The 24,768-nt window shown below is 43.4% G+C and carries 22 protein-coding genes; 17 read left to right on the top strand and 5 right to left on the bottom strand.

Annotated elements, in window-relative coordinates; genetic code table 11:
* Positions 1–61: 61 nt before the first annotated feature.
* The 11 genes from H171_RS19075 (at position 62) to H171_RS19030 (ending at position 12,407) form a co-directional block, all read left to right on the top strand.
* On the top strand, positions 62–1,300 hold the full coding sequence (locus H171_RS19075) for an ABC transporter substrate-binding protein (RefSeq protein ID WP_100306543.1): 1,239 nt from the start codon (positions 62–64) through the stop codon (positions 1,298–1,300).
* A 104-nt stretch (positions 1,301–1,404) separates the two neighbouring features.
* Positions 1,405–2,325 carry a carbohydrate ABC transporter permease gene (locus tag H171_RS19070; protein ID WP_100306542.1) on the top strand — a complete coding sequence of 307 codons (921 nt, stop codon included), beginning with the start codon at positions 1,405–1,407 and terminating at the stop codon, positions 2,323–2,325.
* Positions 2,325–3,146, top strand: coding sequence for a carbohydrate ABC transporter permease (locus H171_RS19065; RefSeq protein WP_100306541.1), 822 nt, complete (start codon positions 2,325–2,327; stop codon positions 3,144–3,146). The genes H171_RS19070 and H171_RS19065 overlap by 1 nt, the downstream gene beginning before the upstream one ends.
* 96 nt (positions 3,147–3,242) lie before the next feature.
* Positions 3,243–6,233, top strand: coding sequence for a glycoside hydrolase family 2 TIM barrel-domain containing protein (locus H171_RS19060; protein ID WP_100306540.1), 2,991 nt, complete (start codon positions 3,243–3,245; stop codon positions 6,231–6,233).
* Between the two features lie 25 nt (positions 6,234–6,258).
* A complete protein-coding gene (locus tag H171_RS19055) occupies positions 6,259–8,580 on the top strand; it encodes a glycoside hydrolase family 65 protein (protein ID WP_100306539.1) in 2,322 nt (773 codons plus the stop codon).
* A 13-nt stretch (positions 8,581–8,593) separates the two neighbouring features.
* On the top strand, positions 8,594–9,454 hold the full coding sequence (locus H171_RS19050; protein ID WP_100306538.1) for a DMT family transporter: 861 nt from the start codon (positions 8,594–8,596) through the stop codon (positions 9,452–9,454).
* A 12-nt stretch (positions 9,455–9,466) separates the two neighbouring features.
* Positions 9,467–10,108: a beta-phosphoglucomutase gene (gene pgmB, locus H171_RS19045; RefSeq protein ID WP_100306537.1), complete on the top strand. Its 642-nt coding sequence runs from the start codon at positions 9,467–9,469 to the stop codon at positions 10,106–10,108.
* Between the two features lie 119 nt (positions 10,109–10,227).
* On the top strand, positions 10,228–11,223 hold the full coding sequence (locus H171_RS19040; RefSeq protein ID WP_100306536.1) for a LacI family DNA-binding transcriptional regulator: 996 nt from the start codon (positions 10,228–10,230) through the stop codon (positions 11,221–11,223).
* Positions 11,211–11,336 (top strand): hypothetical protein, encoded by a 126-nt coding sequence (locus H171_RS24750; RefSeq protein ID WP_278283107.1) that lies wholly within the window; start codon positions 11,211–11,213, stop codon positions 11,334–11,336. The genes H171_RS19040 and H171_RS24750 overlap by 13 nt, the downstream gene beginning before the upstream one ends.
* Positions 11,337–11,384: 48 nt before the next feature.
* Positions 11,385–11,828 (top strand): MarR family winged helix-turn-helix transcriptional regulator, encoded by a 444-nt coding sequence (locus H171_RS19035; protein WP_100306535.1) that lies wholly within the window; start codon positions 11,385–11,387, stop codon positions 11,826–11,828.
* 24 nt (positions 11,829–11,852) lie between these two features.
* Entirely contained in the window at positions 11,853–12,407 is a 555-nt protein-coding gene (locus tag H171_RS19030; RefSeq protein WP_100306534.1) for a CDP-alcohol phosphatidyltransferase family protein, read from the top strand.
* 131 nt (positions 12,408–12,538) lie between these two features.
* Here H171_RS19030 and H171_RS19025 read toward each other — a convergent pair whose 3' ends face one another.
* A complete protein-coding gene (locus H171_RS19025; protein WP_100306533.1) occupies positions 12,539–12,805 on the bottom strand; it encodes a hypothetical protein in 267 nt (88 codons plus the stop codon).
* Between the two features lie 169 nt (positions 12,806–12,974).
* Here H171_RS19025 and H171_RS19020 point away from each other — a divergent pair, with 169 nt between their 5' ends.
* The 6 genes from H171_RS19020 to H171_RS18995 all read left to right on the top strand — a co-directional run bounded on the left by H171_RS19020 (position 12,975) and on the right by H171_RS18995 (position 20,556).
* The gene (locus tag H171_RS19020) at positions 12,975–14,066 is read left to right on the top strand and encodes a hypothetical protein (protein ID WP_100306532.1); all 1,092 of its coding nucleotides are present in this window, start codon (positions 12,975–12,977) and stop codon (positions 14,064–14,066) included.
* 173 nt (positions 14,067–14,239) lie between these two features.
* On the top strand, positions 14,240–14,839 hold the full coding sequence (gene yyaC / locus H171_RS19015) for a spore protease YyaC (RefSeq protein ID WP_100306531.1): 600 nt from the start codon (positions 14,240–14,242) through the stop codon (positions 14,837–14,839).
* 62 nt (positions 14,840–14,901) lie between these two features.
* On the top strand, positions 14,902–16,116 hold the full coding sequence (locus H171_RS19010; protein WP_100306530.1) for a LysM peptidoglycan-binding domain-containing protein: 1,215 nt from the start codon (positions 14,902–14,904) through the stop codon (positions 16,114–16,116).
* 73 nt (positions 16,117–16,189) lie between these two features.
* On the top strand, positions 16,190–17,464 hold the full coding sequence (locus H171_RS19005) for a DUF5711 family protein (protein ID WP_100306529.1): 1,275 nt from the start codon (positions 16,190–16,192) through the stop codon (positions 17,462–17,464).
* Positions 17,461–19,440, top strand: a complete 1,980-nt coding sequence (tkt, locus tag H171_RS19000) for a transketolase (protein WP_100306528.1) — start codon at positions 17,461–17,463, stop codon at positions 19,438–19,440. The genes H171_RS19005 and tkt overlap by 4 nt, the downstream gene beginning before the upstream one ends.
* A gap of 171 nt (positions 19,441–19,611) precedes the next feature.
* A complete protein-coding gene (locus H171_RS18995) occupies positions 19,612–20,556 on the top strand; it encodes an ROK family glucokinase (protein ID WP_100306527.1) in 945 nt (314 codons plus the stop codon).
* Between the two features lie 57 nt (positions 20,557–20,613).
* On the opposite strand, the gene H171_RS18990 is transcribed toward H171_RS18995, so the two are convergent.
* From H171_RS18990 to H171_RS18975, 4 genes are all read right to left on the bottom strand, one after another.
* Positions 20,614–21,801, bottom strand: a complete 1,188-nt coding sequence (locus tag H171_RS18990; protein ID WP_100306526.1) for an oxygen-binding di-iron domain-containing protein — start codon at positions 21,799–21,801, stop codon at positions 20,614–20,616.
* Positions 21,802–21,803: 2 nt separating this feature from the next.
* Complete coding sequence (locus tag H171_RS18985; RefSeq protein ID WP_100306525.1) at positions 21,804–22,502, bottom strand: DUF542 domain-containing protein; 699 nt, start codon at positions 22,500–22,502, stop codon at positions 21,804–21,806.
* 127 nt (positions 22,503–22,629) lie between these two features.
* Positions 22,630–23,319, bottom strand: coding sequence for a Crp/Fnr family transcriptional regulator (locus tag H171_RS18980; RefSeq protein WP_100306524.1), 690 nt, complete (start codon positions 23,317–23,319; stop codon positions 22,630–22,632).
* A gap of 89 nt (positions 23,320–23,408) precedes the next feature.
* Complete coding sequence (locus H171_RS18975; RefSeq protein ID WP_100306523.1) at positions 23,409–24,506, bottom strand: aldose epimerase family protein; 1,098 nt, start codon at positions 24,504–24,506, stop codon at positions 23,409–23,411.
* Positions 24,507–24,768 lie beyond the last annotated feature (262 nt).

Genomic DNA, 24,768 nt, shown 5'->3' with positions numbered 1-24,768 from the left:
CATTGAAAAATTACTTAGTAAATTATATAATGATTTTATCGAAAAAAGAGGAGGTATTTTTATGAAAAGAAAGTTGGCAGCATTATGTATGTTATCTCTGACAGTCGTAACTGTATTAAGTGGATGCGGCGGGAGTAAAACGAATCAGGATACAGCAAAAGGCGGAAAAACTAAAATCCGTTTTGCATCCTGGGATGTGGCAGAAGATGTAGACCGCCAGCAGGAACTGGTGGATAAGTTTAATGCGGCACATGAAGACATTGAAGTAGCTCTGGAAGCCTATGGAAAAGATTTTGATACAAAAATCAGCGCAGGCATGGGATCCGGGGATACACCCGATGTGATGTATATGTGGAATTACCCGGCGTATTATCAGGGGTTAGAACCGCTGGATAGCTTCATTGAAAAAGAAGGGGAAGCATATAAAGCTAATTTCTATGATACCTTATGGAATTACAATTCCATGGCTGGACAGATATATGGTATTCCGATCGGATTTACGACACACACCTTGTTCTATAATAAGGATTTATTCCAGGAGGCAGGAATTCCTGAGCCGACCAATGATTGGACATGGGATGATCTGCAGCAAGCGGCAAAGACCATATCTGAAAAAACTTCTGCAAAAGGCTTTGCATTCCCGATGAAGCCGGATCCATATGATTTTGAGATGTACTTATGGAGCAATGGAGCAGCGTATTGTGACAATGAGGGTAAGCTGGAGGGAAATATTAATTCCAAAGAATCAGAGGAAGTATTTCAGATGTTCCAGGATATGGAGAAAGACGGATATGCAGTTGCAACGGAAAAAAGCGGAACCGATGAATTCCGTTCCGGAGCAGTAGCAATGTATGTTTATGGTGCGTGGTCCATTAATTCCCTGAAAGAAGATGGTTTAAACTACGGCGTTGTTGCGATTCCTGCTTTTGCCAGTGCAGGAAAAGATTCTGTCAGTATTTTAAGTTCTTCCGGTATCTCCATTTCAAAAGACAGCAAGAATAAAGAAGCGGCATGGGAATTTGTGAAATTCTGGACCAATGAGGAATCCAATAAAGCGCGTATTGGACTGGAATTACCGGTACTTAGCAGTGTTGTAGAATCTGAAAAGATTATGGATCAGCCGGAATATGCACCATTCTACTTAATGCTTGAACAAAGCAAAGGTTATACTTCTGCAAGCTTTATCATGAAAGAGTGGTCTGAATTATCAGAAAACCTGTCCTTATCCTTTGAAGAATTATTTAATCCAAGTTCTCTTCAGAGCGTACCGGAAGTATTGAACAGTGCGGCACAGCAGTAAAACAAAATAGGAAAGAAGAATCTGGCTGTCTGTTGAATCGCCGCCAGATAGCCAGATTCCTCTAAGGGGCTACGAAAAAGAATCAGCTTAATGGGAGAAACGCTATGAAGCAAAAAAAGTTTATAAGGAATGCAACTCCATATTTCTTCATTACTCCGTGGATTATTGGGTTTTTAGTATTTACAATCGGACCGCTTATTCTGTCCCTGGGCATGAGCTTTTTTGACTGGCCATTGACGTCTGATCCGGTATTTAAGGGGTTCGGCAATTATACTGAGATGTTTACAAAAGATACTCAGTTCTGGAAGTCCCTGACAATCAGCTTGAAATATGCAGCGATTTTTGTACCGCTTAATATGGCGATTGCGCTGTTCCTTGCTATGCTAATCACACAGCCGGTAAACGGCGTAAAAATGTACCGTACGATTTTCTATATACCGGCAGTTATTTCCGGTGTTGCGGTATCGATAATATGGGGCTGGATTTTAAATGGGGACTATGGCGTATTGAATTATTTATTATCCTTACTGGGGATTAAAGGCCCCAGGTGGCTGGTAGACCCTGCCTGGGCACTGCTTGCAGTTATTTTAGCCAGTGCTTTTGGTGTAGGAACGATGATGCTTATTTTTTACACAGATATTAAGAACATATCAATTGATTTATATGAAGCATCATCTTTAGACGGAGCCAGTCCGGCAAGACAGTTTTTCAGTATAACGCTGCCGATTATTACACCTACCATTTTGTTCAATTTAATTACTTCTGTTATCAGTTCTTTCCAGCAGGTGACGCTGGTCATGCTGCTGACCGGGGGCGGACCGTTAAAATCAACCTATTTCTATGGGCTTTATACCTATAACAATGCGTTTAAGCACCATAAGCTGGGTTATGCAAGCGCCAATGCATGGGTGATGTTTATTATTATATTAGTTCTGACGGCTTTAATCTTTAAGTCTTCTTCTACATGGGTATTCTATGAAACGGAAGCAAAGAATGGAAAGAAGAAAAGGGGAGGTAAAAAATAATGAAAATGTCCATGAAGTCAAAAGTAATTATCTATACTCTTCTGACTGTTGTTGCAGTTTACTTTCTTGCACCTTTTATTTATATGTTTTTTACTGCCTTTAAGACGGAAGCAGAAGCCATTGCCTATCCGCCCCGGCTATTCCCTTCCAAATGGCTGTTTGAAAACTTTAAAAATGCATGGGAATCACAGCCCTTTGGTACATACTTAAAAAATTCAATTATCATTACGGTTATGACGACTGCCGGGCAGATCCTTTCCTGTTCCTTGGTGGCCTATGGCTTTGCAAGGTTTGAATTTAAAGGAAAAAGCCTGTTATTTATGATTTTGCTTTCAACTATGATGATTCCATGGGATGTTACCATGATTCCTCAATATATGGAATTTAATTTATTTGGCTGGATTAATACATTAAAACCGCTGGTTGTGCCGGCATGGTTTGGTTCTGCCTACTATATTTTCTTAATGAGGCAATTCTTAATGGGGGTTCCGAGGGACTTTGAAGAGGCAGCGCGAATTGACGGTGCCAATGCATTTCAGATTTATTGGAAGATTTTCATGCCGATCTTAAAGCCTTCCCTCATTCTGGTAGGCGTCTTAAATATGATTACGGTGTGGAATGATTATCTTGGACCATTGATTTTCCTTCACGACAGAAGTAAATATACACTTGCTTTAGGTCTTGCAACCTTTAAGGGAGTTCACAGCACACGGATTATTCCTATGCTTTGTATTACAATCATTATGATTATCCCGCCAATTATTATATTTATTTTTGCGCAAAAGTATATTGTAGAAGGGACAAGTGGTTCTATTAAATAGAAAGAGCGGCCGGGTTAAGTATTTCATGTGCATCGATGCACTGTTTTCTTCCCGGCTATATATTTGTAGGCACAAACACATAGAGGAGAAACAAAGATGATAAGGCGAACAAAAAAGAGATGGGAAGACCAGGCCCTGGGACATATTGGAAGAAGGGAAGCCCGTACAGAATTTTATAAAGATTCTGCTTCCAGAATTAATTTAAATGGAGAGTGGAGATTCCTCTATTTGGAAGCGCCGGAATTGTCCCCGGAAGGATTTATGAATAAAGGAACAGAAACAGACTGGGATATGATTGATGTGCCTTCTGTGTGGCAGTTAAGAGGATATGACCGGATGCACTATACGGATGTATTATATTTGTTTCCGATCAATCCGCCTTTTGTACCTTCAGAAAATCCCACTGGAATTTATAAAAAAACAGTCCACATCAACAGGGAGTGGGTTCAGAATGATACTATATTAAAATTTCACGGTGTGGACAGTGCATTTGATGTATGGATCAATGGAACACATGCAGGATACAGCAAGGTCAGCCGTCTTCCAAGTGAATTCGATATTACTGCTTATATTCAGGAAGGGGAAAATGACATTACAGTACGGGTCTATAAATGGTCGGATGGAACGTATTTGGAAGACCAGGATATGTGGTGGCTTTCCGGTATTTATCGGGATGTGGAATTAATCAATGAACCGAAAGACGGTATTATTGATTGTACCGTGGATGGAGATTTGGACAGCTCTTATATAAATGGGATCTTAAGAGCAGAGATAACCACAAAGCAGGAAACATGTGATGGTACATGGAGATTAGAAAGGGCTGGAAAGGCAGTTACCAGCGGAACCTTTCAGGCAAAAGAGGGCAAAGCACACGTAAAGGAGTTAATTTCCGGTGCTGATCTTTGGACGGCAGAAACCCCAGATTTATATGATTTAACAGTATCTGTGGGGAATCAAAATATCGTGGTGCGTGTTGGATTTCGCAAGGTTGAAATAAAAGATAATAACTTTATGGTAAATAATCAGGTGATTCTGTTAAATGGTGTAAATCATCATGATTTCCATCCCAAAGAAGGGCGCTGTGTCACACAGGAACAGATGGAAGCAGATATCCTTCTTATGAAACAGCATAATATCAATGCACTGCGCTGTTCCCACTATCCAGCCAATGGATTTCTATATGATTTATGCGATGAATATGGGCTCTATGTAATTGATGAAGCAGATTTAGAATGTCATGGATTTGAATGGGTAGAGAGGTATGACTGGATTACAAATGACCCGTCCTGGAAGGAGGCTTATGTGGACAGAAGCGTGCGCATGGTAAAGCGGGACAGGAATCATCCATGCATTATTATGTGGTCCATGGGAAATGAATCCAGCTTTGGCTGTAATTTCAGAAGTGCTGCCGAGGCAGTAAAAGAACTGGATGCGACTAGGCTGCTCCACTATGAGGGAGATTATGAAGCAGAAGTGACAGACGTGTATTCTACCATGTACACAAGGCTGAAAAGGCTGAAAGAGATCGGAGAATCAGATTTTAAAGGGAATAAACCCCACGTTATGTGTGAATATGGACACGCAATGGGAAATGGACCGGGCGGATTAAAGGTATATCAGGAGATGTACCGCAAATACAAACGGCTTCAAGGCGGATTTTTGTGGGAATGGTATGACCATGGAATACTTACGGAAGATGAAAAGGAGTCTTACTACCGCTATGGGGGGAATTACGGGGATTTCCCCACCAACGGGAATTTCTGCATCGATGGGCTGTTAATGCCGGATAGAACCCCGTCCCCTGCCATGCTGGAATATAAACAGGTCATTGCTCCGGTGGAAATTACAAGAATAGGTGCAGGACGGCAGATTCTTGTAAGAAATTATTATGATTTCCTGACTTTAGGCCATGTTTCTTTGCGATGGGAGATCCAGACAGAAGAACATATCATTCAGGAAGGATGCATTTCTCACATGACGGCCCTTCCTCATGAAGCGGAGAAGGTAACCATACCTTTTCTTCCATTCATGCCAGAAGCAAATACCGATTACTATCTGAATATTACGGTCTGCCAGAAAGAGGATACGAACTTTGCAAAAGCCGGGCATGAAATTTCAAAAGTACAGTTTCCGTTGGATATAAGTTGTGATGTACTGGTGGAACATCCCAAGGGAGAACCATTGAACGTATCTGAAACAGCGGATATCCTACAGGTAGGGAATGGGGCAGTTACAGTAACATTCCATAAAATATTTGGGAAACTGCTGTCTGTTTCGGCCGATGATGAGGAATATTTAAGCGAAGGTCCGGTGATGAGCGTATACCGTGCCACCATTGATAATGACATGTATAAAAAAGAGGATTGGCTGAATAAATACTTTATTCAGAAATCCAGTGAGCAGACAGAATATTTTACCTATGAAACAGGGGCGGATAAAGTGGTTGTTTCAATTGGAAAATATTTTGGATGCTTAAATCAGTCCTGGGGCTTTGAATGTGACTATGAATATACCATCTATTCCTGCGGTCAGGTTAAGGTGAACTTACAGGGCAAGGCCATTCAGAGAGGAAAACTGGAACCTTCTTTCCTGCCCAGAATTGGTGTGGTTATGAAGGGGAATCGGTCCCTGCAAAAGGCCGTATGGTATGGCCTTGGACCCGGAGAAAACTATTCAGACAGCAAAGCCGCCAGCACAATGAGGATTTATTCCAGCTCAGTGGATGAAATGGGAACCAACTATGTATTCCCCCAGGAAAATGGTCATAGGGAAGAGGTAAAATGGTTTGGAATAGGAGATGGGAATAAGAGCCTGTTATGTAAAATGGAAGCACCCTTGGGACTGAATCTGGCAAATTATACAGATGAAAGCCTGGAAGAGGCAAAGCACCCATTCCAGATACAACCGGCAGACCATGTTGAAATCCATTTGGATTATTTACAGTCCGGCCTTGGAAGCAATAGCTGCGGAGAGGAACAGATGGAAGAATTTAAAGGAAAGCTTCAGGACTTTTCTATGGCATTTGTGCTGCAGGTGGTTGATGACAGAGAAATAAAGAAGGAAGCAAAGAAACGTTATTTGGACTAGAAAGAAATAAAGGAGCAGCCGAAGAATGATAAAAGAGAGATTTTCAGAGAAATTAAAAGAGATATTAAGCTCCGATGACTGGCTGATTCTTCAGCCGGAATATGAACCGGAAGATAATCTGAAATATGAAAGTTTATTCAGTTTATCCAATGGTTATCTGGGAATCAGGGGAAGTTATGAAGAAGGCGGGAAAATAACCCTCCCCTATTTATATATTAATGGTGTATTTGATAAGTCAGAAACCTTTATGAGGGAGCTTGCTGCTCTTCCCAATTGGCTTGGGATAAAGCTTACCATTGAAAAAGAGCTGATTGGAATAGAAAACTGCCAGATTCTTAATTTTACCAGAGTCCTTGATATGAAACAGGCCCTTCTTGCAAAAAGTTATATATTGCGGGATAAAAAGGGAAGAGAAACCCTGGTGGAAGGAATCCGGTTTGTGAGCCGTGCCAATGTACATCGCATGGGAATTAAACTATATGTCACACCGTTAAATTACAGCGGAATCATAGAAGTGGAAAATATCATTGACGGTACGATTATTAACTTCTATGATGCCCCTCGCTTTAAAGTAAAACATACATATATGACAGCAAATGAAGCGCTGGATAAAGACGGTATTTATATGGAAGTTGCGACCAGGGACAATCACCTTCATATAGGATCCGGATGCCGCATCGAAGCCTATAAAAATAACAGGGGAATACTGAAAAACCGAATGTTCCACGCCTTTGGGGAACAAGGGGTGGAGTTTGGTGATTTTGATGCTGTGGAAGGGGAAACCATAGAAATCATAAAATATGTATCCATGTATACAGAACGAGATGCAGCCAGATATGCACTTCATGGGTTGGTAAAAGATGAAATAGATGGGTTTTTGGAAACAGGTTTTGAAGAAGAGCTTGCAGCCCATAGGGCGGTATATGAGGAGATGTGGAAATCCGCGGATATCCGTATAGCAGGTGACTTTGAGCTGGACCGGGCAGTCCGTTTTAATATTTTCCATTTAATGAGCACGGGCAATGAGAGAGATGCAACAGTCAATGTGGGCGCAAAGCTCCTTTCCGGCGAAGAATACGGCGGCCATGCCTTTTGGGATACGGAAATTTTCATGCTTCCCTTTTTTGCATACATTTTCCCTGAAACGGCAAGAAATCTGGAATCCTACCGGTATCATCTGCTGGAAGCAGCAAGGAAAAATGCCAGGAAAAACGGCTATAAAGGAGCGCAATATCCATGGGAATCTGCAGATGACGGCACAGAGCAGTGCCCTGATTGGACCATTGAGCCGGATGGTTCCTGTTACCGCTGTTATGTAGCTGTTTATGAGCATCACGTGTCGGCAGCAGTTGCTTATGGCATTTATAATTATGTGAAAATAACCAGAGACAAAGATTTTTTACTGAATCAGGGAATGGAGATTTTAACAGAAACAGCAAGGTTTTGGGCCAGCCGGTGTGAGTATATCGCAGAAAAGGACCGCTATGAGATTAACCAGGTAACCGGTCCTGATGAATGGCATGAACCGGTAAATAACAATCTCTATACCAATTATTTAGCGAAATGGAATCTGCGCTATGTGATTACCTTAATTGATACCCTTAAGAAGGAGCACGCCAAAGAATATGATAGGATAATCCGGAAAACAGGGTTAACGGACGGAGAAATCAAATATTGGGAGATCGTTCAGGATAAGATGTACCTACCGAGAAAAGAAGGCACGAGCCTTTTAGAGCAGTTTGAAGGTTACTTTAAGCTGGATGATGTGGTAATTGAAAAATACGACGAAAATGACTGGCCTATTCGTCCGGAAGCCCTAAAGACCAAGAAGGCAAGACAGACACAGATAATTAAGCAGGCGGATGTGGTCATGCTTCTTCACTTAATGGGTGAAGAATTTTCAGAAGATGAGATAAGTCAAAATTACGAGTATTATGAGAAACGTACCCTGCATGGATCTTCTTTAAGCCCAAGCATTTACTCTGTTATGGGATTAAAGGTAGGAGACGATTCCAAGGCGTACCGGTATCTGAAAAGAGCCGCTTTCCTGGATTTGCTGAACTTACAGAAAAACACAAGGGAAGGGATTCACGCTGCCAATACCGGAGGAGTATGGCAGACCGTGGTATTTGGATTTGCCGGAGTTTCCATTGGGGAAGACGGTATGCTGACTGTTTGCCCTCACATGCCAAAGGAATGGGAGGGACTGGACTTTAGCCTCCACTACCTGAATTCCTGGTTAAAGATCACCATCAGCAGGGATAACAGCGTCTTAGTGAAGGTACTGGACGGGGAAACCCTGGAAGTGAAGGTGAATGGGCAGATCATAAAGGCATCCAGGGAATAGAGAGGATATGTTCATGAAAAAGAGGCTTGCTATCGGGGGGCTTATCTTAGTAACCATCATATGGGGCGGCGGCTTTGTTGCCAGCGACATGGCTCTGGAGAGTATGAGACCATTTCAGATTATGGCGGTCCGGTTTCTATTAGGAACTATTTTAATGGGGCTGATCAGCATCCGTTCCTTAAAAGGAATCACAAAATCAGAAGTAAAGGCAGGGGGGCTCATGGGACTCGCCCTCTTTGCCGGATTTGCATTTCAGATTGTGGGGCTTCAATACACCACACCCTCTAAAAATGCTTTTTTAACAGCTTTAAATGTGGTGATTGTTCCGTTTATTTCATTTCTTATCTTAAGAAAGAAGATAGGAGCAAGAGGGATTGCCGGGGCAGTGATGTCCATAGCAGGTGTGGCCCTTCTGTCATTAGACCGAAATTTTTCATTAGGTATTGGGGACGGACTGACTCTTATTTGCGCTGTTGGGTTTGCATTTCAAATATTCCTTACAAGTGAATTTGTAAAGAAATACCGAGCGACTGTATTGAACTTTATTCAGATGATAACCGCATTCTTTTTATCTATCATCAGCTTAATGGCTTTTGGAGAGACACAATTTCACGTGACTGGGAAAGGAATATTAAGCGTTCTTTATTTAGGAGTGATCAGCACAACGGTATGCTACCTGCTTCAGACCACAAGCCAGAAATATGTAGATGAAACAAAAGCGGCTATTATTCTGTCCCTGGAATCCGTATTTGGAACACTGTTTTCTATTATGATTCTTGGGGAAATTGTCACTCCCCGTATGTTGGCGGGCAGCTTGATCATCTTGGGAGCAGTTGTAATATCAAATCTTTCAGAAGCCGGACAAGTAGAATAGGAGGAATTCCTTATGAAATATAAAGCAGTTATTTTTGATTTGGATGGGGTGATCTGTCATACGGACAGATACCATTATCAGGCATGGAAGCAGGTCGCAGATGAACTTGACGTTTATTTTGATGAAGAAATCAATAACCGGTTGCGGGGAATTAGCCGCATGGAAAGTCTTGAGATCATTTTAGAGAATTATCACGGGAACTTAAACCAGGAAGAAAAGACGTTTCTGGCAGAAAAGAAAAATGAAATCTATAAGGAATTATTGAAGCATATGAGCCCGAAGGATCTATCCGGCGAAGTAAAGGCAACACTGGATGCCCTCCGCTTAAAAGGGCTGAAGCTTGGCATTGGCTCTTCCAGTAAGAATGCAGGATTTATCTTAGAGCGTCTTGGCCTTTATGGGAATTTTGATGCTATTTCTGACGGAAATAATATTACTAATTCCAAGCCTGACCCGGAAGTGTTTCTAAAAGCAGCCAGGTTCCTTTCAGAGGACCCGAAAGACTGCCTTGTGGTAGAAGATGCCAAAGCCGGATTAGAGGCGGCCAAAGCTGGAAATATGGACTGCGGGGCAATTGGAGATGGGATCTCCTGCAATATAGCAACCTATCAATTAAACACATTCTCCGATCTGCTGAGAATCGTAGAGTCTTGATGGAAACAAGGCCGGACTATAACAAATCTGATATTGTGACAGACGTATGATGATAGTTGCGGCACAAATTCAGATATGATAAAATGAGGACAATATAAGAAGCGAGGAAGGAAAAAATAGTGGCAACAATTAAAGAAATAGCTGAAATGGCAGGTGTTTCTGCTGCAACCGTATCTCGTGTCCTTAATTTTGATGACACGTTAAATGTACAGGACGAGACGAAACAAAGGGTGTTTGAGGCCGCAGAACGATTAGAATATCAGATGCGGGACAAGAAGAAGTATAAAAAGAAATTAAAGCTTGGCATGATATCGTCCTATTCCCTGGAAGAAGAATTAGAAGATACCTTTTATCTATCTGTACGCATTGCAATAGAGAGGAAATTAGAAGAGGAAGGGTTTAAAAAGTTTCCGGTCAATTTAGGGGATTCTGTGGAAAGCACATCGAATCTGGACGGATTGATCTGCCTTGGGACCTTTAGTGAATCCATGGTAAACAAGGTGAAATCCTTTCATAAGCCGGCTGTTTTTGTGGATGCATTGGGTGACCTTGATTTGTTTGATTCCGTGGTAACAGATTTAAGACACTCTGTAAAGAAGGTGCTCAGTTATTTTTTACAGGAAGGCCACAAAAAGATCGCATTTATTGGAGGCCGTGATGTGGATGTGGATGGGAAAGAAGTGGTGGATTTAAGAGTTCCTATTTATCGTTCTTTCATGGAAGAGAGAGGGATTTTAAATGAGGAATATATTAAAATAGGCGGCTATACCCCCAAGCATGGATATAGGCTTGGAAAGGAACTTTTGGCTATGGAAGACAGGCCAAGCGCTATCTTTACAGCAAACGATTCTTTAGCCGTTGGTTGCTATAAAGCCATACAGGAGGCAGGGCTTTGTATTCCTGAGGATATCAGTGTGATTGGATTTAATGATATTTCCATTGCTAAATATTTGATTCCTCCTCTTACGACCGTTCACATTTATATGGATTTTATGGGTTCTCAGGCAGTAAGTATACTGGCGGAACGGATATATTCCGGCCGTGAGATCAGTATGCATATTTCCTTACCAACAAAATTGATGGTTCGGGGAAGTGTCAGTAAATGGAAAGGTTAGAATTAAAGGCTGCCAGCTCTTTCAAGATGCTGTTTCTTCGTGATTGTGCGAAAGGAACAGCATTTTTTGGGAATTTATTAAATCTGCTTGACAAGGATCTGATTTCAGACTAATCTTTAAGTGTCCGATATCGGATACTTTATGATAGAGGAGATTCTGGAATGAATGAACAGATCAAAAAGCAACAAGGAATTTTAAACCAACAGGAAAAGGAACTTACAGCCATCTATCGCAATGCTGCTTTAAAATACGGAATTTCTGACAGTGAACTTTGGGTATGGTATGCCCTTCTGGTTTTGGGAGGTGAGTATTCCCAGCAAAACATCTGTGATATATGGTCTTTGCCGAAACAGACTGTCAACTCCGTAATTGCAAATCTAACAAAAAAAGGCTATGTATTTCTGGAAACAGTTCCTGGAACACGCAACCGGAAAATCATCCGTCTTTCCGAAGCAGGAAAAGCGTTTGGTGAAAATAAGGTACTGCATATATATGAAGCGGAAACGAGAGCCATTGAAAAGATGACGGAGGAGGAGCTTAAGACATTCATCGCATTGATGGGGAAGTACATCACCCTTTTGCGTGAAGAAATAAATATGGAGTAATGAAACAAAGCAGAAAGGAGAATTATGAATCGAGAACCCCAAAACAGGATCCTGACAATCCCCAATATGCTTTCCGTCTTGCGCATATGCATGATACCGCTTCTTGTCTGGCTATACTACGTGAAGCAGGATTATTTATGGACAGGAAGCCTTCTGATTCTGTCTGGCCTGACAGATGTTGTGGATGGTTTTATTGCAAGACGTTTTCAAATGATCAGCAATTTGGGTAAGGTATTAGACCCAATAGCTGATAAGCTGACCCAGGGGGCGATGCTCTTTTGCCTTGTCACCCGCTTCCCCTTTATGATGGCGCCGCTTGTTCTTCTGATTCTGAAAGAGATATTTGCAGCAATCACAGGCTTTTTGGTGATCCGGAATACGGGGCAGGTTTTTGGGGCCAATTGGCATGGAAAAGCAGCCACTATTCTGCTTTATGCCATGATGATCCTTCATGTGATATGGAATGACATTCCCGGGATATTATCGGATATGCTTATAGCAATTTGCATCATTATGATGTTTGTTTCTCTTGTTCTTTACGGAATCCGCAATATAGCGGCATTGAAGAATACAAACTAAACTTAGCCAGGATAGGAGAAGAACCATGCAGAATGACAGAATCAATCTGCTCGTAACCTTTGCTAAAAACTATACAAAACCGGCATAGTCAAAACTGACTATGCCATATGGTGTACAAACACTTCTTTCACTTATTCTTCTATGACCTGAATTTCAAGAAAATCAAAATCAATGTGCTCTATAAAATTATCCTGGGTAAACCGGGCCTTGGAATGTTTTTGAAATTCATGGATGGTAGCATCAAGCCACATAGGCTTTCCAAGATCGAACTGGAGGCAGATGTCGTCAAGCGCCTGAAAGACCATAGTAGTTCTGGAAAGGCTGTAGTCGGAGATGCAGATGACGGTGTCTTTCATGATCCTGGTATCTTTCATTATTTTTGCCCACATGCGAAACATAAACGAATTTTCCTTTCTAAAATAAGGGGATGCCATCAGTTGCTTTTATAATGCAACGATTATAGCATTATTGCACAGAAAAAGGCAAGAAGGAAATTGGCGGACATTGTAAAACAATGAAAAATATGATAGAATCTTTGTAGGAAAAACCGAAGGAGGAAGACTTAAGATGGCGCAACCCATAACAGATCAGGTTGGTTTTCTTGGAGAGGCCTGCAGGGCCGTTCAGGAGCTATCTGCAAGCAGGAGTTTATTGGAAAAGTTCCGGCTGGAGGAGAAACGTCTGGAGAAGGAACTGGATGCAGAAAGGAAGGCTGTGACAGATACCATCAGCCTTACGGTTAAGAAACGGATCGAGGAAATTAACGACACCTATGACAAGGAAATAGCCAGGGAACAGGACCGCTTAAAACGGATGAGAGGTAAGCGGGAGAAGGCGAAAACCCAGGGAGTCAGGGAACGGATCCAAGAGGAAACGGCAGAGCTTAAGGCAAACAACCGGGAGCTAATGCTGCAGATGAAGTCAGTTTTCCAGCAGGACCGGGTTCCAGGTCTTTGTAAAAGCGGCTGGTATTATGCTCTGTATCTTCCCAGGGGATTTTCTGAGTTCCTTGTGCTGCTTTTAAATATTTTCTTGTTCTTTCTTGCAATCCCCTGCGGGATCTATCTGCTGCTTCCGGAGAAATCTCCTTTTTATCTCATGGGGATTTACTTTGCGGCCATCTTGTTTTTTGGGGGCATTTACATCCTCATCAATAATCTTACCAAGGTAAGGCATCAGAGCGCATTAAGAAAAGGAAGGTCCATCAGAGACCTTATGAAGTCCAACAAACGAAAGATCAAGGTTATCGTCCACTCCATAAAAAGAGACCGTGATGAAGCTGTATACAATCTGGAGAAATACGATGATGAGATCGCACGGATCGATCAGGACTTATCCAATATTGCCGATAAGAAGCGGGAAGCCTTAAATACCTTTGATAAAGTGACAAAGACCATCCTGTCCGATGAGATTGCCGGCAACAGCAGGGAAAAGATTGCAAAGCTTGAGGAAGAATATGAAGCGGCAGCAGCTAATGCCAGTGAGGCGGAAATCAGGGTAAAGGAGCAGACCCTGTTTATCAATGATAACTATGCGTCTTATATTGGAAAAGAATTTATGGTTCCGGATAGGCTTGATGAACTGGCAGATATAATCCGGATGGGCAAGGCTTCCTCCATCAGTGAAGCAAAAACTCTTTATAAGAGTCTTAAAGAATAAAATCAAGGTGCAGGATAAAAGTGTTTGTTTGCCTTTTTCCTGCACCTTTTTTAATATAATCCCCTTCATGAAGGCAATTTTCTAATGATATTTCATGTCCCTGTAAATGAATAATTCCATAAATGGCGGCTTATAATAGAACAGAGAAAATATGGACAGCAAGGCAGGATATTATGAAATTATGGGAAAGAATTGCGATCCGCGGAAACCGGGACGTTTTTTATTATGATACAAAGCAGGTATTCCAGGCAGAGGAGTTTGCTTCCAGGCTTTACGACATGATACGAATGGAGCAGGAAAACGGAAAGGTGGCAGGAGTGCTGTTTTTGTGCATTGGAACCGACCGCTCTACGGGAGACAGTCTTGGACCGCTCATTGGCTATAAGCTGAAGGAAAAGGAGCTGGAATATTTAGAAATTCTGGGAACACTGGAACGTCCGGTCCATGCCATGAATCTGGATACTTACCAGACCATTTTAAAGCTTCGTTATCCGAATCATGTAGTGGTGGCAGTGGATGCTTCTGTCGGGAGTATGGAGCATATCGGCTATGTAACACTGGGAAAAGGAGCGTTAAAGCCAGGCCTTGGTGTCAGCAAGGAGCTTCGTGCCGTAGGAGATATTTTTATTACCGGGATCGTAGGGAGCTGTGGAAATTATGACCCTCTGATGCTGCAGAGCATCCGGCTTTCCGTTGTTATGCGCATGGCTGACTGCATCAGCTATAGTATTTATCTTGTCGAAAAGTTATGGGAAAACACTGCCCTGCTTTGACACGATTTTCACCCATTACATGCTATGATTCATTGGATTAAAAAGAATAGCGAGGTGAGCCAATGGGTGAATTATATAATCCGTTCCCGAAGCTGCCGAAGAATATAAGGCAGATCGGGGAAAGGGATCAGATTGTAAAATTGTATATGGAAGATTATGTAAATACGTATTTGAAACGTCTGTATCCTGCGGGTGGACAAGAACTCCGGGTTGGTCTTCTGTTAGGCGGCATGGAATTTAATGACGGAACGCCATATATCTTCATTGACGGAGCTTTGGAAATGGAGGATGTGACGGAGGCCGGAGGCCGGGTAGTGTTTTCAGAGCTGTCCTGGAAAAGGGCCTATCGGAATATGGAGCAGCTTTTTCCAAAGCGGTCCATACAGGGCTGGTTTTTGTGCGGCAGGCCGGGAGATGATCTAAGTCCTATCAATTATTGGAAACAGCATATTCAATATTTTGGGGGACCCAACAGGCTGATGTATTTAAGCAGTGGAGCTGAGGGCGACGAAACAGTTTACATAACTTCGGAGGACGGATTTTACAGGCTTAAAGGATACAGCATTTATTATGAGCGTAATCAGATGATGCAGGACTATATGGTGCTGCGAAAGGATGTAAAACGTATCGAAACCGATACAAATGATAAGGTAATCGAAGAATTCCGCAAGCGGATGGACGAGCATAAGGTGGAAGTTACGGACCGGCATCAGACGGTAGGGCTTCTCCGGGGCATGTGTATGGCCATGTCAATCGTCATATTAGCTGGCGGAATTGTTATGTTTAACAACTATGAACGGATGCGGAGTATGGAAAGTGTGATCGCATCGGCCATCCCGGCAAAGGCGGAACAGATTTTAATTGGGAAAAAAGGCACGGAAAAAGGAAGTAACGGCGAATCCAAGGTAGTCGTGGAAGAGGCTGAGGGAGGCGTTTATCCTACCACTGCAGTAAGTAAGGAGACCATGTCTGAAACAATGCCGGAACAATCCCAGGCGGAGACCATGGCGGAGAGCAAAGCAGCGGAAACAATGCCCCAGGAGACTCCGGCGGCGACACAGGCGGCGACACAGGCAGCAACTCAGCCAGCCGTTCAGGAAACAGAGGCGTCTGCAAAGGCCACTCCGCGGGTTCATGTAGTACAAGAGGGAGAAACCCTTTACGGCATCTGTATCGCCGAATACCATACGGTAAATAAATTAAAAGAAATCTGTGAGCTTAACGGGCTGGATGATGAAAATAAGATTGTAGCCGGCCAGAAATTACTTCTTCCATAGAAAAATATAATGCGTTTATTCCTGAAATGATGTATACTACCAGTATATATGGGCATTTTTGGGAGAAAAGAGCATGATTGACAGGAACTCTATGAATCGAGAGATTAAAAAAAACCAGCTTCGGCGGCAGATTGTTTCATCTTCTCCTCAGGAGGGTGCAGACAGCCAGGAGATCATAAAAAAAGCCCTCGCCAGGGTGAAAAAAAGAAGGATCAGAATTGCGCTGGTGCTGTTTTTGGTGCTTATAACAGGAGCCATAGGTGTTTATGAATATTTTACCCATTATCAGTATACCCAATATGGCGTATCCTGGAGTAAAGATATGAATGAGGGAAGCTATGTGGGATATCTTAGCTTTGGTTCCAATGTGTTAAAATACAGCAAGGACGGTGCCTCCTATCTGGATTCCCAGGGGAAAGAGGTCTGGATACAAAGCTATGAAATGAAATCTCCCAGGGCATGTGTAAATGGGAATTATGCAGCTATTGCGGACCAGCAGGGAAATTCCATTTATATCTTTGATAAATCAGGAAATACTGGTATAGCGACCACGGTGCTTCCTGTAGTGAAAGCAACGGTGTCCTCTTACGGAGTGGTGGCCGCGATCCTGGAGGACTCCACATCAAATTATATTTATTTCTTTAAGAGGGATGGAAGCGCCCTTGATGTAAAGATCAAGGCACTTTTAGGAGGGGATTCCGGTTATCCAGTGGATATCAGCCTGTCTCCTGATGGCACCCAGCTGATCGGTGCATATGCATATTTGAAAAACGGAACGTTAAACGGCAGGGTGGCTTTCCACAATTTTGCGGAAATCGGCAAAAGCGTTCCTGACAGACTGGTGGGCGGTTTTGATGAGCCTTATGATTCTTCCCTTGTCGCCCAGGTCCAGTTCCTTGACGATACATACTCCTGTGCCTTTGCTGACAACAGCGTTTCTTTTTATTCCACTAAGAATGAGCTTTCTCCGGAGCTGATCCGGCAGGTAGCTGTGGAAGAGGAGATAAGGAGTGTGTTCTATTCGGAAAAATATGTTGGGCTTATTGTAAACAACCCGGAAGGAGAAAATCCCTACCGGCTGGATGTGTACAAGCCCAATGGGAATCTTGTATTTTCCAAAGGTTTCCAATATCAGTACACCCATGCGGATATTGACGGGGACCATGTAATTTTGTATAATGAAGATTCTTGCAGAGTCTATAACATGTCCGGAAGGCTTAAGTTTGCCGGGACATTTGATTTTCCGATATCTAAGATTCGAAACGGCAGGTTCCCCAATACTCTGATCGTAACCGGCACCCAAAACATGAAAGAAATAAGATTACAAATAGGAGGACAATACCAATGAGCAACATCGATACCATGTCAGTCAATGCAATCCGTGTCCTATCAGCGGATGCCATCCAAAAAGCCAATTCCGGACATCCGGGACTTCCCTTAGGCTGCGCATCAGCAGCGTATGAATTATGGGCAAACCACATGAACCACAATCCGGCAGATCCGGACTGGGCCAACAGAGACCGCTTTATTTTATCCGGAGGTCATGGTTCCATGCTTTTGTATTCCCTGCTCCATTTATTTGGCTATGGGAATTTATCAAAAGAGGATGTAATGAATTTCCGCCAGCATGGCTCCAAGACTCCAGGACATCCGGAGTATGGTCATACCGTAGGCGTGGAAGCTACCACAGGACCTTTGGGTGCAGGTATGGGTATGGCAGTTGGTATGGCTATTGCCGAGAAACATCTGTCATCCGTATTCAACAAAGAGAATTATCCGGTTGTTGACCATTACACCTATGTACTGGGCGGAGATGGATGTATGATGGAAGGTATTTCCTCTGAGGTATTTTCTCTGGCTGGTACCCTTGGCCTGGGAAAATTAATCGTTCTTTATGACTCCAACCAGATCTCCATTGAAGGGAGCACGGACATCGCATTCACTGAGGATGTGAAAAAGCGCATGGAAGCCTTCCATTTCCAGACCATTACCGTTGAGGATGGAAACGATCTAGAAGCCATTGGACGAGCTCTTGAAGAAGCGAAAGCAGATACGGAACATCCCTCCTTTATTACCATCAAGACCCAGATCGGCTATGGCTGTCCTGCTAAGCAGGGAAAAGCCAGTGCTCACGGAGAGCCTCTGGGAGCTGACAATGTGACAGCTCTGAAGGAAAACTTAGGCTGGCCTTCCATGGAGCCATTCTATGTTCCTGAAGAAGTGTACAGCCATTATCAGAAGATCGCAGAGGATAAGGCAGAAACAGAAGCGGCATGGAATGTAATGTTTGCAGCATACTGCCAGGAGTATCCTGATATGGAAGAACTTTGGAATGCATACCATGACCCGGATGCAGGAGAAAAGGCCATTGAAAAATGCGGAGACTTCTGGAAACGGTCTGAAAAGGCAGATGCGACCAGGAATTTATCCGGACAGGTTTTAAACCGTTTAAAGACTTATATGCCAAACTTAATCGGCGGTTCTGCAGACCTTGCTCCTTCCAATAAGACCAACATGTCCGATATGGGTGATTTTTCAAAGGAAAACGGCGGCGGCCGCAACCTGCATTTTGGCGTAAGAGAGCTTGGCATGACCGCGATCGGAAACGGAATGATGCTTCACGGAGGCCTTCGCACCTATATAGCAACCTTTTTCGTATTTAGCGATTATACAAAGCCAATGGCACGCTTGTCCTCGTTAATGGGCGTTCCGCTGACCTTTGTATTTACCCATGACAGCATCGGCGTTGGAGAGGATGGACCAACCCATGAACCGATTGAACAGCTTGCCATGTTAAGGGCAATGCCTAATTTCCATGTGTTCCGTCCCTGTGATGAGACAGAGACAGCAGCAGCCTGGTATTCTGCACTGACCTCTAAGAAAACCCCTACCGCTCTTGTTCTTACAAGACAGAACTTAACACCTATGCCGGGAAGCAGCAAGGAAGCCTTAAAAGGAGGCTATGTAATCGATGACTGTGAAGGCACACCTGAGATCATTCTGATTGCAAGCGGTTCCGAGGTGGAGCTGGCAGTCAATGCGAAGAAGCTTCTTGCCGACAAAAAGGTACGTGTGGTTTCCATGCCTTGTATGGATCTGTTCGAGGAACAGACCGAAGAGTATAAGGAATCCGTTCTTCCAAAAGCCGTCCGCAAGCGAGTGGCAGTAGAAGCATTAAGTGATTTCGGCTGGGGCAAATATGTAGGCCTGGATGGAACGTATGTGACCATGAAGGGCTTCGGTGCCAGCGGTCCTGCAAATCTTTTATTTGAACATTTCGGATTCACAGCAGAGAAAGTAGCAGAGGCTGCAAAATCCATCTAAACAATGAGCAGTGAGAAATAGGACAGGAGAAAGTTTTCGTTGTGCCTGCACATAAGAAAATCTTCTCATGGCCTATTTCATAGGGCGAATGCCCGTGAGCTGGTAAAACATGCGGTTTTACCAGCTTCACTGCGGACTTACGTTACGAAAGTAAAAAGGAGTGTATGTAAAATGGGAATGAAATGTGTCGGTGTAGATGTTGGCGGTACATCTGTAAAAATCGGAATATTTGAAATAACAGGAGAGCTCATCCATAAGTGGGAAGTTCCCACCAGACAGGAAGAAGGCGGAAAACACATCCTAAGCGACACCGCCGCTTCCATACTTAAAACCCTTAAAGAGCTAAATATTCCTCTGGAAGAGGTAAAAGGTGCAGGCATGGGAGTCCCAGGCCCAGTCATGCCCAGCGGATATGTAGAAGTCTGCGTAAACTTAGGCTGGCGTGATATGTATCCAGAAAAAGAACTGAGTGAAATGCTTCACGGCATCCCAGTAAAAAGCGGCAATGATGCCAATGTTGCAGCACTTGGAGAGATGTGGCAGGGAGGCGGAAAAGGCTATGATGATATCGTTATGGTCACCCTTGGCACCGGAGTAGGCGGCGGCGTGATCATCGATCAGAAGATCGTTGCCGGAAAGCATGGCCTGGCCGGGGAGATCGGTCATGTCCATATCCGTGACGATGAAACAGAAAGCTGTAATTGCGGAGGCGTAGGCTGCGTGGAGCAGATTGCCAGCGCAACAGGCATAGCAAGAGAAGCCAGGAGAAAAATGGCTGCAAAAGATACCCCATCCGTTTTAAGGACATATGGAGACAACGTAACGGCAAAGGATGTGCTGGATGCTGCCAAGGAAGGGGACGCACTGGCCTGTGAGGTTATGGAAGTAGTGGGCCATTACCTGGGTCTTGCCCTGGCCCAGATTTCCATGGTAACAGACCCAGAAGTCTTTGTTATTGGGGGCGGCGTTTCAAAAGCCGGATCCTTCTTAATTGATATACTATATAAACATTTTGACAAGTACTCACCGATTTCTAAAAATAAGAGCGGAATCGTCCTGGCGAAGCTGGGAAATGATGCAGGAATTTATGGAGCAGCAAGGCTGATCCTGGATTAAGAGTGAAGAGGCGGATTCTTTCGAATCCGCCTCTTTTTATATTCACTAAAACAAACATTACTGGCAAAGCGCCTTCGCAACCTCCGCCGCCTTATGAAAGTCCTCTTCTTCCGGATTCCAAAGGCACTTGGCTTCCGTATCCACCACCGAGAATCCGGCATCAGTCAGCCGTTCCCGAAGGACCTTTGTTCCCTCTCCGCTCCAGCCATAACATCCGAACACTGCCGCCTTTTTGCCCTTATACTTAAGTTCCTTCAGGAAATCAAGCCATCCGCCCACAGAAGAAAGGATGCTGCCCCCTACGGTTGGGGAGCCAAGTGCAATTGCTTTTGATTTAAACACCTCTGTCATAATATCGTTCTTATTTACCTTGGAAATATTATAAATCTTCACCCTGGTATCCGGGGAAATCCGTGCAATTTCGGCACTGATCTTGTGGGCCAGCTGTTTGGTCCCATCCCACATCGTATCATAAACAATGGTGATTTGATCCTCCTGATAATTCTGTGACCATTCATAATATTTTTCCACGATCTGCAAAGGATTCTCCCTCCAGATGGAACCGTGGCTGGTAGCAATAATATCGATGGGCAGGTTTAAACCTTGTATTTCCTCAATTTTCTTTTTCACAAGAGGAGAAAACGGAGTCAGAATATTGGCATAATATTTGATAGCCTCCTCCCAAAGCCTGCACTGGTCAGCCTTGTCATTAAATAATTCCTCCACAGCAAAATGCTGGCCAAAAGCGTCATTGGAAAAGAGGATATTATCCCCTGTCAGGTAAGTAGCCATGCTGTCAGGCCAGTGGAGCATTTTCATTTCCACAAAGACCAGCTTCTTCCCATTTCCAATGTCAATGAAATCCCCGGTCTTCACCACCTGATAATTCCATTCCGGATGGTGATACTGACCGGTAAGTGATTTCACCCCGTTTGCCGTACAGTAAATAGGTGTACCAGGTATCTTCTCCATCAATGCAGGAAGGGAACCGCTGTGATCCACTTCTCCGTGGTTGGCAACAATAAAATCAATTTCCTTTAAATCAATCTCTTTTTCCAGATTATCTATAAATTCCGTGGAATGGGGCTTCCAGACCGTGTCGATAAGTACTGTCTTTTCTTCTCTGATTAAATAGGCGTTCTGGCTTGAGCCATGATTAATGGAGTAATCCGCTCCATGAAAGGATTCCAGCTCCCAATCCATGATTCCTACCCAATATACATTATTTTTCACAAGTTTTTTCATAATCAATTTCCTCCTTCATATTTTGGAAACAGCAGTGAGTTTTCAGTAAATATGTGAATATACACATCATTAATCAGCTCCTGAAGCTTTTTAAATGCCAGGCGGTAAGAAGCACAGCCATCTTCCGGCGCGGTAAAATCATTGGTGCAGGCAGTGATTTCTTTTATCAGGGTTCCGGCTGCTTCATGTTCATCCTCTAAATCCTTCACATATCCGGCGTTCCTATCACCTGCATAGCTTTTTTTCATATAGGGGAAAATAAGCTTTTCTTCCTTTGCGAAATGTTCCTGGAGCTCCTTTCTCAAGTCTGAAAATAGCCCGTGTAAGGGAACAAGCTGTGCTTGATGGTGTTCGTAATGAGCCAGTAAGACCTTGTTGATCAGCTCATCGATTTCCGCCAGCAGGATTCTTTCTTTCGAATGATGGGTTTCAATAATATAATCAATAAGGTCGGGAACTTCCATTTCCGTCAGCCGTTCCACAGCCAGCACCTGTCCCTTATTTGACTTTTGAGGCTGATTCACAATTTTTTTATTCAGCAGATCGATAAAGCTCTTTGATTCGATTCCCAGCTTCTGTATGGCCTCTTCCAAGACATCCTTTCCGCCGCAGCAATAATCAATATGAAAATCATTAAAGATCTCAACTGCTTCCGGATAGGCCTTAACCACATCGGTTACTTTCATTTTACCTGTAATCATGGTTCTTCTCCTCTTTTCTGAATTCTATGTTTTATCAGAAACATTTGTTTTTGTTTGTAAGGCCAGTATATCCGGAAAAGAGAATAAAAAATGTGATTTAGATCATTATTTTTATAATTTTTATTTTTTATGTTTCATTTTCAAAAACATCTCTTAAAATATCTTTGTTTCTGACGTGGATCTTACGATTTCCTTCTAACTCAATGGCGCCCTCTTTGCGGAGTTCTCCGAGCTTTCTGCTTATGGTTTCTCTTCTGACATTAATATAAGCGGATATATCGTCTCTGGTCAATTCGATGGTTTCCCCCTTGATCCGGCTGCTTCTGAATAAAAGAAAACCAGCGATACGGGCCTTGGCATCGTTGACAGATAATAGCTGCACCAGCTCATTTGCGATTGACAGCTTCTTTCCTACCACGTTCAATAGTTTGACTCCGATTTCAGGTTTTTTTAATATAAGTTCCTGAATATCCGTCAAGGAGATAAGACATACTCCGCATTCTCCCAGGGCAATGGCATTTGCTTCAAGGGTTTTTCCGCCGAATATGTTCTGCTCTCCATAGATATCGCCTTCTGCCAGTATATCAAGAACGTATTCTTTTCCTTCCAGGGAATAGCGGCTGATCTTAACCTTTCCGTAACGAATGACCAGTATTTTATCTGCCGGATCATACTCATGAAAAACCGTTTCCCCTCTTTTGTAATCCAGATGCCGGGCCCTTGATATCAGTTCCTTCTGCTCCTCTATAGAAAGGGGCTCAAAAAGAGGGATTTTTGAAGTGCACAATCTATTGCAGCAACTACACTTAAGTTCCATGCCATTCTCCTTTCGGGTATTTGACTATTATATGGATAATTATATTATAATAAACAAAGAGAGTATGGCAAGAGGGATGAAGCTTTTAACTATGAAATATGGTACCGGATGGTCCTGAAAAACGGCTGTTCCGGGGTAGTGAGCCGGTAATTGCCGGGCAGCAGATGCATTACATCAGGAATATCCTGTGCCTCCAGTGCAATGGCGCAAGAGGCGGAGGAGGGTGTACCGCCGCACAAAGTCATTCCATAGGGCAAAAATCCTCCAGAATACAAAACCAGGGAGGGTGCATCCGTCATTACTTTCATGGTTCGTCCGGTCCTCCGATCCCGCAGGATGCAGGCCTTATTAATCTCTGCATGCCGTTTTGCAGACCGCAGCGGACGGAACGACTGATTTCTATTAAGGATGTAGGCGTTATTGTATCCCTTTTCAATGGAAAGCTGCTCCTTGCAGACAGGGCTTTTAACAGAATGGATTAGGGATAGAATCTGCCTGGAGGACCGGAAATCAAAAACGGTATCCGCGGCGGGAATGATATCGGCCGGCAGATGGTCCTTATTATTTATGCACACGTTATTTGCAAATATCTGGATCTCCTGTTCTAATCCGGAGACAGAAAAATCACCGGAAAGATTCCAGTAGGTGTGGTTGGACATGTTGATATAGGTAGGAGCGTCCGTCACTGCGGTATATTCTATGGTAAGCCAGTTAGTGTCTTCCAGGGTATATCTGACGTGATAGATCCTGTTGCCCGGATACCCATCCAGGCCGTCAGGCTGGACTGCAGTCAATAGGATGGAGGCCGATTCCAGGCCTGAGTCCACAGAAGTTACCTGCCAGAGTCTGGCTGATAAGTTATTTAACCCTCCGTGGAGCTGGTTTTTCCCGTCATTTTTTGAAAGCCGGCATATCTGTGGTCCAACAGGAAGTAAGGCTTCTCCAATTCTTCCGGCATTAGGCCCAAGGGTGGCTCCTGCATAGCAGATACAGCTTTCATATGGTTCCATATTCTCAAAGCCCAGGGTGACTGGCTGATCCCTGCCGCTTTCATCTCTTATGGAAATCCGTTGAATGGCCGCACCAAGCGCTGTTATGGAAACCGTCATGCCCAGGCTGGTGCTCATATCATAAACCGTATAAGCGGTTCCCGCCTGATTCCATAATTCTCTGGTTTTGATTTTCATACGCATGTCCTCCAATAGAACCAGTATAAAGATTTGTCCATGAAAGGGAAAGGGCAAAAAAACAGGAGAGCAATTTTTCAAAATGACAGAGCAAGAGAAAGCAATGGGATCCGGATAATTAACAGGCTGTAAGAACAGATACGGTAAGAGAGCCTCGGTGCAATTTGTGGTAAAAAAGAGGATTGATGGCAAAATTTTGAACGCAGGTAAGCCGTTTCGTCAGATTGAAAGGAGGGTCAGTAATAAATGAGAGCAATTTTTC

It is taken from the genome of [Clostridium] celerecrescens 18A (assembly GCF_002797975.1).
GTDB classification, from domain to species: domain Bacteria; phylum Bacillota; class Clostridia; order Lachnospirales; family Lachnospiraceae; genus Lacrimispora; species Lacrimispora celerecrescens.
The sequence above is the reverse complement of the archived record's forward strand: the minus strand, read 5'-3'. Positions and strand labels throughout refer to the sequence as shown.